Raw genomic sequence first — 15987 nt, forward strand, 5'->3', positions numbered from 1 at the left:
TGGCTAGTGCTTGTCGCGCGGCGGACGCCCGCCCGACGGCCTGCCACCGGGCTTGCCGCCACCTGAGCGACCGCCGCCGGGGCGATCACCACGGGGACGATCACCACCTGGGCGATCACCACGGGGACGGTCGCCACCAGGCCGACCGCCACTGGGTCTACCACCAGGCTTGCCACCACCCGGCTTGCCGCCGAACTTGCCGGCCGGACGCGGCCGATCGCCATCGCGGGAAAACCGCGACGGGCCTTCGCCACGCGGTGCACGCTCACTACGCTGCGCGCGTTCGGGACGCGGACCATCGCGCTTCTCGAAACGCGGGCGCTCACCCGACGCAGCAGAGCGGAACGGACGGTCGCCACCGGCACGCGGCGCATCACCATCACGCGAGAAACGAGGCGGACGACCTTCACCGCGCGGCGCGCGCTCAGGACGCGGGCCATCACGCTTCTCGAAACGCGGACGCTCGCCCGACGCAGCAGAGCGGAACGGACGGTCACCACCGGCTCGCGGTGCATCGCCATCACGGGAGAAACGGGGCGGACGACCTTCGCCGCGCGGCGCGCGTTCGGGGCGCGGACCATCGCGCTTCTCAAAACGCGGACGCTCATCTGACGCAGCACTGCGGTACGGACGGGGTGCTTCACCATCGTGGAAGACACGCGGGCCTTCCCCACGCGGCGCGCGTTCACCACGCGGACCATCACGCTTTTCAAAACGCGGACGCTCGCCTGAAGCAGCAGAGCGGAACGGACGGTCACCACCGGCTCGCGGTGCATCGCCATCACGGGAGAAACGAGGCGGACGACCTTCTCCGCGCGGCGCGCGCTCAGGGCGCGGACCATCACGCTTTTCAAAGCGCGGGCGCTCGCCCGAGGCAGGGCGCGCATCATCGCGCCGGGCGCCAAAGCTACGCGCCGGGCGTGCGTCGGAACGCTCGGGACGGTCGAAGCTACGCGCCGGACGCTCGGAACGCTCCTCGTTCCGGTCGCCGCGCGCCATATCGCTACGGCCATGTCCCCGACCCGCCACATAGGGCGCGGCATCCGCCTCGCCTGGCCGCGTGTCGCGCTTGCGCATCGGCTTGTCGCCACCCGCGGCGGCCGCAAAACGGCGCGCATTGCGCGACGCTGCCGGGGCGTCCTTGCCACGTCTCGGCCGTTCAACCGCCACGACACGCTCAACCGTCACGGCGCGGCCCTGACGATCCTGCGTGCTGTCACGCGTCGTGCGCTTGCGCGCGCCTTTGGCGCTCTGTGTCGCGCGTTCATCACGCAGCTTCGAAACATGTTTGCGCTTGCGATCGGGCGAATGCGGCTCAGCCGGCCCGGCGGGCTCTTCATCGGCGAAGCGGCCTTTCGCACCCTCATAATGATGAGAACGATCGGCATCCGGCGAAAAGATCGGCGCTTCGAAATCAGCACCGGCTTCTTGCGCGAGATTCTCGCCGAGCTGATCCTTCAGAATGCGGGTGCGGATTTCCTCAACCGCGCCCTCACCCAATTCGCCGAGCTGGAACGGACCATAGGAAATGCGGATGAGCCGGTTGACCTGCAGGCCGATGTGTTCGAGCACCCGCTTGATCTCGCGGTTCTTGCCCTCGCGCAGGCCCATGGTGATCCAGACGTTGTCACCTTGCATGCGATCGATCTTCGCGTCGATGCCGCGATAATCGACACCATCGATGGTGACGCCTTCGCTCAAGCGATCGAGCACGGACTGGTCGGTCTCGCCATAGGCGCGCACGCGATAGCGGCGCAGCCAGCCGGTCGCCGGCAGTTCGAGCACGCGAGCCAGGCCACCGTCATTGGTGAGCAGCAACAGACCTTCGGTGTTGATGTCGAGGCGGCCGATGCTGACAACGCGCGGCATATCCGCCGACAGCGCTTCGAAAATGGTCGGCCGTCCTTCCGGATCCTTGTCGGTGGTGACGAGGCCGCGCGGCTTATTAAACAAGAACAGGCGCGTGCGTTCGCGCTGGGCCAGCGGCTTGCCATCGACCGTGATGTGATCCTTTTCGGTCACATTGCGGGCCGGGCTGTCGAGCACGGTGCCGTTCACGGCGACGCGCCCTTCAGCGACCCACAGTTCGGCATCGCGGCGCGAGCACAGGCCGGCGCGGGCCATAACCTTGGCGATACGCTCGCCAGCATGGGCGGATTCAGACGGCGTGGATGCGCCTCTGCTGCGGGGCGGCCGTTTCGGGCCGGAATTGGAATTATAGGCGCCGGGCTTACGGCGCCCGCGCGCATCGTGGTCGGTTTCTCTTGTCATGAATGTCTCGCGTTTGGTGGACCTGTAGCAGAGCGCTATAGGGTTTCAAAGTTTGGCGGACCGCCGAACGCCATGAAGACGCGTTAAAACAGGAATTCTTGGCCGGATCGGCAAAGGAACGAAATGTCAGCGGGCGAACGGATCGATCCGATGGGGATGGCGCTGGAAGCGGCTCAGGCCGCAGCCGTGCGGGGTGAAGTGCCGGTTGGCGCCGTTATTATGCGCAACGGCGCCGTGCTGGCGGTGGCCGGCAACCGCACCCTGGCCGATCGCGACCCGACCGCCCATGCGGAAATGCTGGCCATCCGGGCCGCAGCCGCGGCGATTGGCTCGGAACGGCTGATCGACTGCGATCTTTATGTCACGCTCGAACCCTGCGCCATGTGCGCCGGGGCGATCTCTTTTGCCCGGATTCGGCGGCTTTACTTCGCTGCTGCGGACGAAAAGGGAGGCGCGGTCGAAAACGGCCCCCGTTTCTTCGCCCAGGCCACCTGCCACCACGCACCCGAGGTCTATGGCGGCATCCGCGCCAGCGAGGCGGCGGCCCAACTGACGGGTTTCTTCAGACAGCGGCGGTGAGAGGCAGCGGTTGTGGGTGGAGGCATAGCATTTTCGAGCGAAGTGGATGCCGGTTCGCGTGAAGAAAATGCGTCAAAACAAAAACTTGGCCCGTCCCGCACAGGGTGCTGCCCGCCAAAGCGCCTGGACCGTTTCCGGCCTGGGACACCTTAGCGCGCGAGCACGCCTGGGCGTTCTTGGAAGTCTCCCTAGACTTGTGGCCTGTTGTGCGCTATGCGCACTTAGTTTTTGTTTTGCGCACACAGGTTACCGCCAGTTTTGAAGAAGTCAAGAGAAGACGATGGTCAGGACCGGGCGCGGTCCTTCGTGACGAGCATGGATCGCGGGCTGCGGGTTATCCGCGCCTTTGGCGAGCAACATGCGTTTTTGAGCGTCACCGAAGTGGCGGAGCGCACCGCGATTTCGCGCGCCGCGGCGCGACGTTTTCTGAAGACGCTGGAAGCGCTCGACTATGTCGGCAGCGTCGACGGACAAAAGTATTTTCTCAAGCCATCCGTGTTGACGCTCGGCTTCGCCTATCTGTCGTCGCTGGGCCTCAATGAAGTGGTGCAGCCAATCCTGACATCGATGCTGGAACGCAACGGCGAGCCCTGCAGCCTCGCCGTGTTGAGCGATACGGACGTGCTCTATGTGGCCCGCGCCCATAACCACCAGCCGCTGCGGGCCGCGATCCGCGTCGGCGACCGCCTGCCGGCCTTTTCAACGGCGCTCGGCCGCGTGCTGTTGTCGGGCAAGAGCGACGAGGAATTGCGCACGCTGCTGACGACGACCCCATTGAAGAAACATACGCCCGACACGATCACCGATCCGACAGCCTTGCTGGAGGAGATCATCAAGGTGCGCCAGCAGGGCTATGCCTTTTCCGCCAGCGAGCAGATCGTTGGCCTCATCGCTGTGGCGGTGCCGATCAAGAACGCCGCTGGCGAGGTCATCGCCGGGCTCGGCGTCAGCACGCAATTCCCCGAGATCGCCGCGACGCTGGAAGCCGAGACCGTGCCACGGCTCAAGGAAGCGGCGGCGACGATTGAGCTAACGTTGCGCGCCAGGCCCTCGCCGTTGTCGGTGCGATAAAGCGGCGTTTTCCTGCACATTTCCTTCCCAGAAAAATCGTTTAGCATAGCGCAAAACGACCAAATCAATCTGGGAGGAAACTTTGCAACGACACCACGCTCGTATTCCATTCGTATTGCGCTGCGGCCTTGCCGGCGCCGCCCTGGCGCTTTCCGTGGCCACTGCCAGCGCACAGAATTTCTACGCCGGTAAGACCATCGATTTCATCATCGGTGCTGATGTCGGCGGCGGCTATGATATCTACAGCCGCACCATCGGCCGGCATCTAACTCGTTTCATTCCCGGCAACCCGAACGTCCTGCCAAAAAACATGCCCGGCGCCGGCAGTGCCGTGGCGGCGGCGACGCTCTACAATATCTCGGCCAAGGACGGCACGGCGATCGGCGCCTTGATGCCTGGCGCGGTTCTCGATCGTGTGTTCGACAGCAAGGCGGCCGGCAATTTCGTGCCGTCGAAATTCGTCTATCTCGCTAGCGCCGACAGCGGCACCCGCGTCTGCATCACCTACAACACGTCGAAGGTGAAGAACATGACCGATGCGCGCGCGCACGAAGCGATCTTCGGCTCCAGCGCTGGCGGCGGCTCGACCCGCGACTATGCCGCCATGATCGCCAAGACAGCCGGCACGAAATTCCGCATCATCAGCGGCTACAAAGGCACGACCGATATCATGCTCGCCATGGAGCGCGCCGAAGTCGACGGCCTCTGCGGTTTCGACTGGAACAGCCTGAAGTCGCAGAAGCCCGACTGGCTGCGCGAGAAGAAGATCAACATCCTGGCGCAGATCGCGCTGGAGCCCAATGCGGAACTCAACCAGCTCAACGTGCCGATGCTGTGGACCTTCGTCAGCAATGACGCCGACCGCAAGGCACTGGAACTGATCGTCAGCCAGCAGGTGTTCCTGCGCTCCTATATCGCGCCACCGGGCACGCCGGAGGCGCAGGTGAAGACGCTGCGCGACGCCTTCAATCGCACGCTCGCCGATCCGGAATTTTTAGCCGAGGCCGCGAAAGCGAAAATCGACATCAATCCTTCATCGGGAGAGAAAGTGCAGAAGGTGGTGGAAACGCTGTATGCGACCCCGGCTGATGTAGTGGCCCGGGCGCGCGAGCTGATGACACCGTAGCGGGGGGCTGCAAAACCTTGGTGTCATCCCGAACGCCGCAGGCGATCCAGGGCGCGTGACGCGTGTTGCTTGTTACACTGTGCTGAAGCGCGCACTACGATTGAACCCTGTACCGCTCGCCCCTGGGTCCCGGATCACGCTGCGCGTGTCCGGGATGACACCGAGGCTGTTGCCCAGGCCTCAACGTGAGCCGCCTTTGCCGCGACCCCTGTGTCATCCCGGACGCCGAAGGCGATCCGGGAACCAGGGGCAAACGGTAGAACCTTTGATCGGTCCTAGCCGTTCAACGTCTCATACAAATCATTCCACTGCGGATTGACCGCTTCGATCAGTTGTAGCTTCCAATCACGGCGCCAGCGTTTGAGCTTCTTCTCGCGTGCGATCGCATCATCGATTTCGCTGTGTTCCTCGTACCAAACGAGCTTCGCAACGTCGTGGCGCGCGGTGAAGCCAGCGATGGCTTTTGTCTTATGTTCATGGACGCGCCGGGCGAGATCGTTGCTGACGCCGGTGTAAAGCGTGCCGTTGCGACCGCTCGCCAGAATGTAGACCCAATAGCAATGTTGCATGGGACAGGTTCTTTGATTGCTTCAGCGACACCTGACTTTACCACACGCCCCTGGTTCCCGGATCGCCTGCTATGCAGGCGTCCGGGATGACACCGAGGTTCTTCAACACTTGCTAACCCGAGAAGAACCCCAACAACGCCTGCGCCGTCGCCTGTGGATTCTCTTCGGCCAAGAAGTGGCCGCTGTCGACGGCCTCGCCTGTGGCCTTCGGCGCGAAGGTCGCGCGCCAGACTTCGAGCGGCGACTGCTTGCCAGCGGTGAGATAGAAATCGCCCCACAGCACCTGCACCGGACAGGCGAGGGTGCGGCCAGCGCTCTGATCCGCCTCGTCGCAGGCGAGATCTTGAACGGCGCCGGCGCGGTAATCCTCGCAAAAGGCATGAATGCGGGACGTGTCGCCCCAGGCGTTGCGATAAGCTTGCAGCGCATCCGCGCTGAAAGGATGCAACGAGCCGCTCTTCGACCATTTCGTCAGCAGGCTCTCGAAATAAACATCGGGCCCCTGCGCACGGATCGCCTCTTCCGGCTGCGGCTCGGGCTGCGACAGAAAGGCCCAATGGGCCGCGGGCGTGACCCCGGCTTTGATATTCTTCCACACTTCCACGGTCGGCAGGATGTCGAGCAGCGCCAGTTTCTCGATACGGCCCGGCTGATCGAGCGCCAGACGATAGCCGACACGCGCGCCGCGATCATGACCAGCAAGGGCGAAGCGGACATGCCCGAGCTTTTCCATCACCTCGACCACATCGATCCCCATGGCGCGCTTGGTATAGGCCTCACCGCCCCGGCTCACCGGGGCTGACGACCAGCCATAGCCGCGCAGGTCCATCACCACCACGTGGAACGACTTGGCCAGCAACGGCGCCACGTCCCGCCACATCGCCATGGATTGCGGAAAGCCGTGCAGCAACACCAAAGGCTGCCCCGCGCCGCCGCTGCGCGCGAAAATGCGGCCAGCCCGCGTATCGATCCAATGCGCGGCAAAGCCGGGGAAGAAATCGGGGTCGCGGTCCATCGGTCTCTACCCCCAGACCTCTTTCGAGACATCGACGATCATGCGCAGCTTGGCCCATTGTTCGTCCTCGCTCAGCACATTGCCGTCCTCGGTCGAGGCGAAGCCGCATTGCGAGGACAGGCAGAGCTGATCGAGCGGGATATATTTTGTCGCCTCGTCGATGCGGCGCTTGATCTCGTCTTTCGGTTCGAGCTTGCCGGTTTTGGAGGTGACGAGGCCGAGCACGACCGAGCGATCCTTCGGCACGATCTTCAGCGGTTCGAAACCGCCGGCACGGTCGCTGTCATATTCCATGAAATAGCCGTGCACCTTGATGCGATTGAACAGAATGTCGGCCACCGGCTCGTAGCCGCCCTCGCCCATGAAGGTCGAGCGATAGTTGCCACGACACAGATGCATGGTGACGGTCATGTCGTCGGGAATATCCGACATGGCGGCATTGATCAGATCGCCATAGGCGCGGCCGATGCGCTCGGGGTCGTCGCCACGATCCCTGAGCGCCTGGCGATATTTCTCGTCGCAGAGCATGGCGATATAGACCTCGTCGAGCTGTAGATAGCGACAACCGGCCTCGGCGAAATCGCGCACCGATTTGGCGTAGGCGGCGCCGAGATCGGCGAAGAAATTGTCGAGCGACGGATAGACCGCCTCGGGCACCGCCGTGCGGCCAGTGCGGCCATAGATGGCTGACGGCGAGGGAATGCACATTTTCGCCGTGCGCTTGGTGTGGTCATGGACGAAGCGAAAATGATCGAGCATGGGATGGCGCGTATAGCTGACCCTGCCGGTGACGCGAATGCCCTTGGGCCTCGTGTTCATGCCAGAGAAGGCGACGCCCTGCGTCATCTCATAGCCTTCGACGCCATTCAGCCCTTCGAGATAATCGAGATGCCACCAGCTGCGGCGGAATTCACCGTCGGTGATCGACTGCAGGCCGACCTCTTCCTGCTTGGCGATGATCTTGAGAATCTCCGCATCCTCGACCTTGCGCAGGTCCTCAGTGCTGATGCTGCCCGCCGCGCGCTTCTCGCGCGCCTGCCGCAGAACCGTAGGGCGCAACAGGCTGCCGACATGATCGGCGCGGAACGGTGGCTTTGAGCGTTGCATGGCATCCTCCCAGTGCGTTGCGGGACAGGAGGATAGTCTTGCTGAAGCAAGGCTAAGGGTCAAAGCAGAAATTTCGATCTCGAATTGGAGGCATTCAACAAAAAGGCCCGCTCCGAAAAGCGGGCCAGTCAGTACAGCTGATCTCCGACAAACCGCATTTCATTCGAAACGCGATTTGCTGGGATCAGGCCGCTTTCAGATTACCATACTTGATCAGGTTCTGCTTCTGGCCTTCGTTGCGCGGCGGCAGATTGAACAGCCGCGCGGCGGTGCCGCCCAGAATGTTGTGCTTGGCCTTCTCGCTGACGAAGGGCAGATCCCAGATCGTCGATGGCAGATCGAAATCCCAATGCGGATAGTCGGAGGCGTAGAGCAATTGCGTTTCCGCATTGATCATGCGGAACGTCGTCTCCAGCGCGCCCATGTCCTGGATTTCCATCGGTTGCGACGAGTAAAACATGTCGCGCATATAGTCCGACGGCTTTTTCTTCAGGATCGGGCATTCGGACGGGCGCAGCAGATATTCGTGATCGAGCTTCTGCATCAGGAAGGGGATCCAGGCGAGGCCCGCTTCGATCCAGAGCACCGGCAGTTTCGGGAAGCGCTCGCCCATGCCGTTCACCACCCAATTGGTGCAGTGAAGGATGTTGTACCAGCTGAAGCCCAGCGCATGGGCGGCGATGAAGCGGTTGCAGCTCTGGAACGTCTGGCTGCCCCAGTTCGGGCCGGAGTGGAAGGCCAGCGCCAGGCCCCGCTCCTCGATGGCGCGATAGACCTTCATATAGGCATTGTCATAGACCGGCATGCGCTCGCGCACGGTGGTGACCATGAAGCCACCGACACCCTTGCGGCCGCCGAAGGTTTCGACCATGCGCAGGCAGCCATCCGGATCGCTGAACGGCAGGCAGAGCATGGTGTACATGCGCCCGCCCGTGTCCGGGATCACCTTCTCGGTCACCCAGCGCGCATAGGCCCAGCACAGTTCGAATTCCATTTCCTTCTGCGGATGCATGCCAATGTTGAGCATGCCCGTCGGGAACAGGCAGGAGTAATCGACGCCCATGGCGTCCATCCAGCGCTCGCCGATCTGCACGTCGCGGACGCGGTGGTTCTCGGTCTTCTCCGAGGCGCGCAGCGGATAGCGCGTCACGCGACCGCCCATGTCCTGATAGCCGAAGGTGCCGGGCATGACGGAGCCGCGGCTGCCCTTGGCGCCGGCGGCCATGGCGAGCTGCTTGAAAACCTCATTCTCCATGAAGGGGAGAATTTCCGAGAGATGTTCATTCTCATAATGATGGGCGTCGCAATCGACGATCAGCACATCCTCGAACTTGCGGTCGCGGGCCTGTTTGGCCGCATGCGCCAGCAGTTTGCTGGTGTTCAGTTCCTCAACCGATACGCGACGGCCGCGATCAGAAATCAAATCCATGGCGTAGTCCTTCCCAGAATCTTTTTGCCCAAATCTTATCGCTCAATCCATCCGCTCGAACTTATCGCGAGCTCCAGCTCTGCCAGAGCCCCAGTTCGAAAACCTGCAGATCGACCGCTTTCAACAGCGCCCCGCACAGCACCATCACATCGGTGGCATTCACCGCGGAGGGCTGGCCGATGGCGCCAAAGCGATGGCCCAAATCGTTATTGGCGCTGTAGAGCCGGCACACGGCTGATATCAGCGCCTGCTGCGCATGCGGCTGGAATTTCTCGAAGTCACCGTCGCGCAAGGATTTCTCGATTTCCTGGGCGAGAGCCACGGCGCGTGCCGAGATTTCGTTCTCGACGATCTCGACGGGCGCTGGAATCTTGCGCAGCACTTCGACTTGCGGCGCGTCGCCGCCGTTCTTCTTGCGCGCGACGGAGCGCGCCGCCTCGGTGCCAGGCTGAATGCCCTGGTACATGGCTTTGGCGAAGGCGGTCTTATCGGCCGCCGATGGCTCAGCCATCGCCTTCTTCGCCGCAACCTTCTTCACGATGGCCTTGCTCGACGAGGCTTTCTTCCCAGCCTTTGCCGCAGTTGGCTTGGCCACAGGCGGCTTGGCCGCAGTTGCCTTGGCCCGAGTTGCCTTGGCTGAAATTGACTTGGCCACCGAGCGGGCCGGCGGCGGCGCTTTACGCGACGACATAGACATCGCCGCTCTTCTCGATGACCTGATACTTGCGCAGGCGGATGCGCTTGTCGGCGACGTGGCAGCCGGTGCGCATGTCATATTCATAACCATGCCAGGGGCAGACGAAGTTCATGTCTTTCTCCGAGAAGGACAGACCCATCGAGCTTTTGTCGGGGCGCAGATGCTCTTCGACCTTGGCGATGGTCAGGCCTTCGCAGGCTGGACCGCCCTGGTGCAGGCAATAATTGGAATAGGCGAAATACTCGCCCTCATGCTTGAACACGCCGACTTCGTCCTCGCCGAGGCGGATGATCTGGCGCTCGCCGTTCTTGAACTCCGACGATTTGCAGACGAACTGCTCAGCCATTGTTAATCTCTCCCTAGACTTTCCCCTGGGGGGCTTTCGATTGGGGAGCAGTATCGCCCTGGTGCGACGGATGTCCAAAACAATCCATGTCCAGGAGGCCAAAGTTTTTCTTTGGTCTAAATTCAGTCCATGCCTTTTTGCGGTGCAGCATCAAGCAAAAGCGCGGTGTCATCCCGGACGCGAAGCGATCCGGGAACCAGGGGCGCGTGACGAGTGCCTGTCGCGACACGCTGAAGCGCGCGACATAACCGCGATTGAAGGCTGAACCACTCGCCCCTGGTTCCCGGATCACGCTGCGCGTGTCCGGGATGACACCGAGGTTTCGACGCATTCTGTCAGCGCTTGATGACACCGAGGCTGCGAACCCCATTCCGGCTAAGTCAGGCGGCGGGCCCAGGGCTTCGTGCGCTCCAACATGGCTTCCACCAGGCGCTCGATATGGGCGTCGACCTGGGCATCATCGAGCGCCGAGCGGGCATTGCGGCGGCGGGCGACATAGAGCGTCCAGGTGAGCGCCGGCCGGTCGATCCGCCGAGCGGCCAGGCTGCCGCTGCGCAGCTCCTTGGACACCAGGCTGTAAGGCAGGATCGTCGCCGCCGTGCCCCGCGCCACCATGGTTTTCATGGTCAACATCGAATGCACTTCGTAGGCGACGTTGACGTTGAGCGACAGGCGCCGCGCCTCGGTTTCGACGATGTGGCGTAAAATGCCGCGTTCGCCGCCGATGGCCAGATCATAGCGCAGCGCCTCGGCGAAACTGACGGTTTCGCTCGCCGGCTGCTTGTCGGGCGCCGTCACCAGCAGCAGATCCTCTTCGAGCAAGGCGCGCCGGACGAGGTCGGGCCGGTCGTCGATATTGTAGAGGAAGGTGATGTCGACCTGATCGTGCGCCAGCGCATCGAGCAGCACGGGCGTGCGCTCTTCGACCAGGCTGATGGCGAGATCGGGCAGGCGCTTTTCCGCATCCATCAGAATGTCGGGGCCAAGCATGATCACCATGCTCGAATTGACGCCGAGGCGCAGATGCTCCTGCTTTTGCGCATTGAGCGCCCGCACATCGCGCGCCGCCTGCTCCACTTCGCCGAGAATGCGCTGCGCCCGTTCATAGAGCAGTTTGCCGGCCGGCGTCGCGGTGACGCCGCGCGAATGGCGCAGGATGAGCGCGACGCCCAGCTCCTCTTCGAGCTGGCGGATCTGCGCGCCCAGCGCCGGCTGCGCCAGATGCAAAGCCTCCGCCGCCGCCGTCATCGTGCCGGCGTCGATCACTTTGATAAAATAGCCGAGTTGACGGAGATTGATGGTGTCCTCCCGGGTCTGTCTCCGCCTTTATTTAAAGCGCCGGGGTTGAATGGCTGTGGCTGTGGCCATGGTCGCCGTGGCTGTGGCGATGGCCGCCCGCCACCATCGGCACGATGTTGATCTGGCCGAAGCGCACGCCGCGCTCGGCGATGGTGTTTTCGGCCAGCTTGCGCACCTCGGCCGTTGGCCCCTTGAGCAGGGTCACCTCCATGCAATTGCGGTGATCGAGCCTCGTGCGCATGGAGGAAATGGTGAGGTCGTGGTGGTCGTGCTGGGCCTTGTCGAGGCGCAGCGCCAGATCGCGGCCGTCATAATCATAGACATAGCTGACGGCGGCGACGCATTCCGGCGTCTCGACCCCGGCGCCCTCGGCACGCACCAGGGCATCGCGCACCAGGTCGCGGATCGCCTCGGAGCGGTTGGAATAGCCGTTCTTGCCCATGAAGGTATCGATCGCGGCGGCGATGGCATCGTCGAGGCTGATGGTGAGGCGCTGCATATTCGTCTCCGGGCGGCATTTTCGGCGTTCAGGCCGGTGTTTTGGACCGGGATTCTTCTAGCAGAACGGCGCGCCAAAGGGCACCAGCCCCCGGCCCGGCCGAGGAAGCCCGTTTCGGGATATTTTCCGGACCATTTCTTGACTGAATTTCCGCCGAACACCCCGCCGCCATCTTGCGCAAATCAGCCGGCTATGGCTATCGTCGCCGCGCGCGGGCGTAGTTCAATGGTAGAACGGAAGCTTCCCAAGCTTCATACGAGGGTTCGATTCCCTTCGCCCGCTCCATTCCGCCCTCATCCTGCAAGCGAGGACACAGCTGCGCTATCGTGCTGCCGATAGAGCGCAATGTATGATCGACGCATGTAAATAAAGTGCATTTGCGCCGACGCAACGGCAGGATTCGAACCTGCACCTCCTCGGCCAGAGAGTATGTAGAAACCGAGGGCTCTATCCAGTTGAGCTACGCTGCGGGCGCGCTCAATGATGTATGCGGATGGAAGCGCTCGAAGTTGACGGCAACTTTTTCGGTTCCTGGAAATTGACGTTAATTTTCTTCTTTTTCGGATTTAATGTCGATTCCGTTGGCGCGAGCGGCCCGCACCGTCTGTCCATGCTCGATATCGAGAGTAGCCGTCGATTTGCCGTTCCTAATCATGTCGAACAGGCTGTCGATTTGCTCGGGCTTCCATCGGCTGATCGCCTCCATGAGCATACCATTCCATTGCTCTTCGGTCATTTGGTCGATGTGTACTTGCCGAGGCCCATATTTGGCTTGCGCCTCTTCGTAGCTTTTTTCTTCGTGTTTGATGCGCGCGTTCAGCAGCTGAAGTGCGATGTCTGAGAGGCTAGGTTTCTGAAGGATGCCCTTGCACAGAGCAATCGTGTTCACGCTCAATTGCATTTGCTCCTTCACGTCTTGAAAGTTATCGTCAGGGTCATAATTCTCCTCAAAGTGGTCCTTCTGCTTCCGACTCTCACTACGGGCATATCGATTGATGGCACCGGCCAACCCTTCGTCAGAACGCCCGCTGACAGCTTCAAACATCAGACTGCATAGCGCAGAAAAGTCTGAGCCCGGAGTCGTGACTAGCTTCGGGCCGTCCCACGCCCAGCACATACGGTAAACGTTCTCTACGAGGTCCCTCCGTTGGTCGTTTCCGAACAGAAGAAGCTTCTCCGGCTCAATGTCAGCGACCTCGTGCTGAATATCGAGAACGCCCACGCACACCCGCAATTCGTCGATTAGGTCGCTCAAAAATTGCAAAGGGCCAGGTTCGAGCTTGTAGTAAGCCGAACGATAGCGATCATAGTCGTTTTTAAAGTACTCCTCAGCCTCGTCGAGCGCTGACGCTGCTTCGCGTACAAGGCTCGCTGCGCGTCTCAGTTTTTCTTTTGCTTCACGAAGCTGGCGGTCGCGTCTCGCGGAGGTAGCTCTGAACTTGAAGTCATTGCGGCAACTGTCGATGGCGCCGACGAGCCCGCGCGCATTTCTAAGGCGAGCTTCCTTGCTAAAGAAGCTGGCTATCGACGGCAGCAAATTTGCAAGCTGGTGAAAGAATACCTTGTTTTCCTCAAGATGTAGGGCCGCTTCCATTTCCGTAATGTCGGCGCGTACCAGTGCGTGCAATGTATGAGGCTGGAGATAGTCCGAAGCCTCGGGCAAAAGCGTATCTGCGTACTCAAACACCTTACTATGGTCGTCGGGGTAGTAGCGGCAGCCCTGCATGAGAGTTTTGATATCTTCAAATGTCAGGGTTTCGGATACAAGAAGCCGCGTAATGTCACGATCTACTGGTTGCACCAAAGTCGGTCACCTCCCGACATTAATTTAGCGCCAATGCAGGACATGACGTTAGTCTGCCTTCGGAGGAAGAATAGAGGCCAAGCTCTCCTCTTTTGCGCGCTTTGTTAAGCTCATGCTGACGACCTTTCGACGAGAACATCATTGTGCCCAATAATTCTACGTAACGCATCACTATCCTTAGCAAAGCGGGTCAAAAAGCCTCAAGATTTCTCCCAAGCTTCATACGAGGGTTCGGTTCGATTCCCTTCGCCCGCTCCACTACTTCGAATCGAGATTGCTTAGCGCCCGACCACGCTCTTCACCGCCTTCGCGCCCGCAATCTTGCGCGCGCATTCCAAAAACCGCTCTGCAAGCGGTGTGAGCGTGCGATCTTTCACAGTGACGATGCCGACAGGTGCAGGCGGTGATGCAAGCGCCACCGGCAGCGCTTTGATCGGCATGTTGGGCCTTCCGTACCGCATCACCGAGGACGGGACGAGACCGACCCAACGGCCGGTGGCGATGAGCCGCATATAGAGGTGGAGGGACACCGTCGTCGCCGTTGCGATGGGCGGTTCGACGCCGCTCATTCGAAACGTCTCGTCTTGCAGCGAGCGCGCCAGGCTGCCTGGTTCCGCCAGCACCCAGGGCACCTGCATCATATCGGCGAGCGCGATATTGCGGCGTCGCGCCCACGGACTGTCCGTGCTGGCGACAACCACATTGGGTTCATCGAAAAGCGTTTCGGCGACGAGATCGGGCTCGTTCAGATCAACGCTTTGACGGCCGAGGACCAGCTCAACTTTTCGATCGCGCAGCTTGTCATATTGCTGGGTGGCGATGTCTTCGTGAAAGATGTGGAGGATGGCGCGTGGATAGTCGCGCGCGAATTGCTCGAGGATCACCGGCAAGATGCCCGAATCGATGACGATGGATGTGCTGATGCGCAGGTCGCCGGCATCGGGCTGGCGAATGGCGTCGATCACTTGCAGGCCCTTGCGCATCTCATCGAACACGGCGACGCCGGACTTGAGAAGCGCCTGCCCATAATGCGTCGGCTCGACACCTGAGATGCTGCGGTCGAACAGTTTGACCCCGAGATTGCGCTCCAGCTCCGAAATCGTTTTCGAGACGACGGGATAGGACACGGCCAGCTGCTCGGCGGCCCGGGTCATGCTGCCCGCTTCGGCCACGGCCAGGACGATATGCAGGTCGCGCAGCTTCACCCGGCGACCGACCCGGTCCATCCACTTCTGGCCTAGCTGTTTGCCTAGGGGTATCTCCATATAACAGAACTAAACAACTATCCCTCTCTCTGGCAAGAAGAATGCGTCAGGTCGATGCGGATTGTCCGCGAGGACCTCAGCCAAGGGAGATTAAGATGTCTAAGACTGCAGCTTCAAAGCCCACAGTGGTTCTCGTTCATGGTGGTTTCGTCGATGGCGCCGGTTGGGAAGGCGTCTACAAGATCCTGAAGAAGGACGGCTACGAGGTCAGCATCGTGCAAAACCCGACGACCTCGCTCGCCGATGACGTCGCCGCGACCAAGCTCGCGATCAGCCAGGTGGACGGCCCCGTGGTCCTCGTCGGCCACTCGTATGGTGGCGTCGTGATCACCGAGACCGGCACGGACCCGAAGGTCGCCGGCCTCGTCTACATCACCGCCTTCGCGCCCGACCAAGGCGAGTCCGTTCAGACCCTGATCGCCAACCCGCCGCCCGGCGCGCCCGTGCCGCCGATCCTGCCGCCAGTCAACGGCTTCCTCTTCCTCGATCGCACGAAATTCCGTGACGCCTTCGCCGGCGATGTCAGCGAAGCTCAGGCGAGCTTCATGGCGGACTCGCAAGTGCCGTGGGGCGTGGAAGCGCTCGCCGGGGCCGTGACCGAACCGGCGTGGAAGTCGAAGCCGAGCTTCTATCTCGTGGCAACCGACGACAAGATGATCCCGCCTCCGGCCCAGCGCCAGATGGCAGCACGCGCCGGTGCGACCGTGAGCGAAGCCGCCGGTAGCCATGCGATCTACGTCTCGAAGCCGCAGGCCGTCGCCGATCTGATCGAACAGGCCGCGCAGCGCATCGCCGCTTAATGCTTCCGATTTCTGCAACCGAAAATGCCACCAGCACGTAAAGGCTGGTGGCATTTTCATGCTTTCAACACGTCGCTCTATACGACGCTTATCTAAGATTGTGACTTGTA

Annotated in this window: 15 protein-coding genes and 2 tRNA genes; 5 read left to right on the forward strand and 12 right to left on the reverse strand. The window is 61.6% G+C overall.

Translation table 11 applies throughout. From position 1 onward, the window contains the following. Window positions 1–3: 3 nt before the first annotated feature. Window positions 4–2271, reverse strand: coding sequence for a pseudouridine synthase (locus BLW50_RS17160; protein WP_090704716.1), 2268 nt, complete (start codon window positions 2269–2271; stop codon window positions 4–6). 123 nt (window positions 2272–2394) lie between these two features. Here BLW50_RS17160 and BLW50_RS17165 point away from each other — a divergent pair, with 123 nt between their 5' ends. The 3 genes from BLW50_RS17165 (at window position 2395) to BLW50_RS17175 (ending at window position 5047) form a co-directional block, all read left to right on the forward strand. Beyond that, on the forward strand, window positions 2395–2850 hold the full coding sequence (locus BLW50_RS17165) for a nucleoside deaminase (RefSeq protein WP_090704718.1): 456 nt from the start codon (window positions 2395–2397) through the stop codon (window positions 2848–2850). A 258-nt stretch (window positions 2851–3108) separates the two neighbouring features. Beyond that, on the forward strand, window positions 3109–3921 hold the full coding sequence (locus BLW50_RS17170) for an IclR family transcriptional regulator domain-containing protein (protein WP_090704719.1): 813 nt from the start codon (window positions 3109–3111) through the stop codon (window positions 3919–3921). 82 nt (window positions 3922–4003) lie between these two features. Next, window positions 4004–5047: a Bug family tripartite tricarboxylate transporter substrate binding protein gene (locus BLW50_RS17175; RefSeq protein ID WP_139267652.1), complete on the forward strand. Its 1044-nt coding sequence runs from the start codon at window positions 4004–4006 to the stop codon at window positions 5045–5047. A gap of 275 nt (window positions 5048–5322) precedes the next feature. Here BLW50_RS17175 and BLW50_RS17180 read toward each other — a convergent pair whose 3' ends face one another. The 8 genes from BLW50_RS17180 to nikR all read right to left on the reverse strand — a co-directional run bounded on the left by BLW50_RS17180 (window position 5323) and on the right by nikR (window position 12008). Continuing rightward, window positions 5323–5616, reverse strand: a complete 294-nt coding sequence (locus BLW50_RS17180; protein WP_090704723.1) for a GIY-YIG nuclease family protein — start codon at window positions 5614–5616, stop codon at window positions 5323–5325. A 112-nt stretch (window positions 5617–5728) separates the two neighbouring features. Beyond that, window positions 5729–6631, reverse strand: coding sequence for an alpha/beta fold hydrolase (locus BLW50_RS17185; protein WP_090704724.1), 903 nt, complete (start codon window positions 6629–6631; stop codon window positions 5729–5731). A gap of 6 nt (window positions 6632–6637) precedes the next feature. Then, the gene (locus tag BLW50_RS17190; RefSeq protein ID WP_090704726.1) at window positions 6638–7738 is read right to left on the reverse strand and encodes a 5-methyltetrahydropteroyltriglutamate--homocysteine S-methyltransferase; all 1101 of its coding nucleotides are present in this window, start codon (window positions 7736–7738) and stop codon (window positions 6638–6640) included. A gap of 184 nt (window positions 7739–7922) precedes the next feature. Next, complete coding sequence (locus BLW50_RS17195) at window positions 7923–9167, reverse strand: amidohydrolase family protein (RefSeq protein WP_090704727.1); 1245 nt, start codon at window positions 9165–9167, stop codon at window positions 7923–7925. A gap of 61 nt (window positions 9168–9228) precedes the next feature. Beyond that, window positions 9229–9858, reverse strand: a complete 630-nt coding sequence (locus tag BLW50_RS17200) for a hypothetical protein (RefSeq protein WP_090704729.1) — start codon at window positions 9856–9858, stop codon at window positions 9229–9231. Further along, complete coding sequence (locus BLW50_RS17205; RefSeq protein ID WP_090704732.1) at window positions 9845–10210, reverse strand: Rieske (2Fe-2S) protein; 366 nt, start codon at window positions 10208–10210, stop codon at window positions 9845–9847. Before BLW50_RS17205 ends, BLW50_RS17200 begins: the two co-directional genes overlap by 14 nt. 375 nt (window positions 10211–10585) lie before the next feature. After that, complete coding sequence (locus BLW50_RS17210; protein ID WP_280141537.1) at window positions 10586–11509, reverse strand: LysR family transcriptional regulator; 924 nt, start codon at window positions 11507–11509, stop codon at window positions 10586–10588. Between the two features lie 31 nt (window positions 11510–11540). After that, complete coding sequence (gene nikR, locus BLW50_RS17215; RefSeq protein WP_090704736.1) at window positions 11541–12008, reverse strand: nickel-responsive transcriptional regulator NikR; 468 nt, start codon at window positions 12006–12008, stop codon at window positions 11541–11543. A gap of 211 nt (window positions 12009–12219) precedes the next feature. Between nikR and BLW50_RS17220 the strand changes: the two genes are divergently transcribed. After that, a tRNA-Gly gene (locus BLW50_RS17220) sits at window positions 12220–12293 on the forward strand. A 100-nt stretch (window positions 12294–12393) separates the two neighbouring features. Here BLW50_RS17220 and BLW50_RS17225 read toward each other — a convergent pair. The 3 genes from BLW50_RS17225 to BLW50_RS17235 form a co-directional block, all read right to left on the reverse strand. Continuing rightward, window positions 12394–12478 (reverse strand) — tRNA-Arg (locus BLW50_RS17225). Window positions 12479–12552: 74 nt separating this feature from the next. Then, on the reverse strand, window positions 12553–13809 hold the full coding sequence (locus tag BLW50_RS17230; protein ID WP_139267653.1) for a hypothetical protein: 1257 nt from the start codon (window positions 13807–13809) through the stop codon (window positions 12553–12555). A gap of 281 nt (window positions 13810–14090) precedes the next feature. Continuing rightward, the gene (locus BLW50_RS17235; RefSeq protein ID WP_090704740.1) at window positions 14091–15077 is read right to left on the reverse strand and encodes a LysR family transcriptional regulator; all 987 of its coding nucleotides are present in this window, start codon (window positions 15075–15077) and stop codon (window positions 14091–14093) included. A gap of 95 nt (window positions 15078–15172) precedes the next feature. Here BLW50_RS17235 and BLW50_RS17240 point away from each other — a divergent pair, with 95 nt between their 5' ends. Further along, complete coding sequence (locus BLW50_RS17240; protein ID WP_090704742.1) at window positions 15173–15877, forward strand: alpha/beta fold hydrolase; 705 nt, start codon at window positions 15173–15175, stop codon at window positions 15875–15877. Window positions 15878–15987: the final 110 nt, after the last annotated feature.

The sequence above is a fragment of the Beijerinckia sp. 28-YEA-48 genome, from assembly GCF_900104955.1.
In the GTDB taxonomy this organism is placed as follows: domain Bacteria; phylum Pseudomonadota; class Alphaproteobacteria; order Rhizobiales; family Beijerinckiaceae; genus Terripilifer.

Coding starts and splice junctions, on each gene's coding strand:
- BLW50_RS17160 (WP_090704716.1), bottom strand. CDS start 2,271: ATGACAAGAGAAACCGACCACGATGCGCGCGGGCGCCGTAAGCCCGGC.
- BLW50_RS17165 (WP_090704718.1), top strand. CDS start 2,395: ATGTCAGCGGGCGAACGGATCGATCCGATGGGGATGGCGCTGGAAGCG.
- BLW50_RS17240 (WP_090704742.1), top strand. CDS start 15,173: ATGTCTAAGACTGCAGCTTCAAAGCCCACAGTGGTTCTCGTTCATGGT.
- BLW50_RS17195 (WP_090704727.1), bottom strand. CDS start 9,167: ATGGATTTGATTTCTGATCGCGGCCGTCGCGTATCGGTTGAGGAACTG.
- BLW50_RS17200 (WP_090704729.1), bottom strand. CDS start 9,858: ATGTCGTCGCGTAAAGCGCCGCCGCCGGCCCGCTCGGTGGCCAAGTCA.
- BLW50_RS17205 (WP_090704732.1), bottom strand. CDS start 10,210: ATGGCTGAGCAGTTCGTCTGCAAATCGTCGGAGTTCAAGAACGGCGAG.
- nikR (WP_090704736.1), bottom strand. CDS start 12,008: ATGCAGCGCCTCACCATCAGCCTCGACGATGCCATCGCCGCCGCGATC.
- BLW50_RS17180 (WP_090704723.1), bottom strand. CDS start 5,616: ATGCAACATTGCTATTGGGTCTACATTCTGGCGAGCGGTCGCAACGGC.
- BLW50_RS17190 (WP_090704726.1), bottom strand. CDS start 7,738: ATGCAACGCTCAAAGCCACCGTTCCGCGCCGATCATGTCGGCAGCCTG.
- BLW50_RS17235 (WP_090704740.1), bottom strand. CDS start 15,077: ATGGAGATACCCCTAGGCAAACAGCTAGGCCAGAAGTGGATGGACCGG.
- BLW50_RS17185 (WP_090704724.1), bottom strand. CDS start 6,631: ATGGACCGCGACCCCGATTTCTTCCCCGGCTTTGCCGCGCATTGGATC.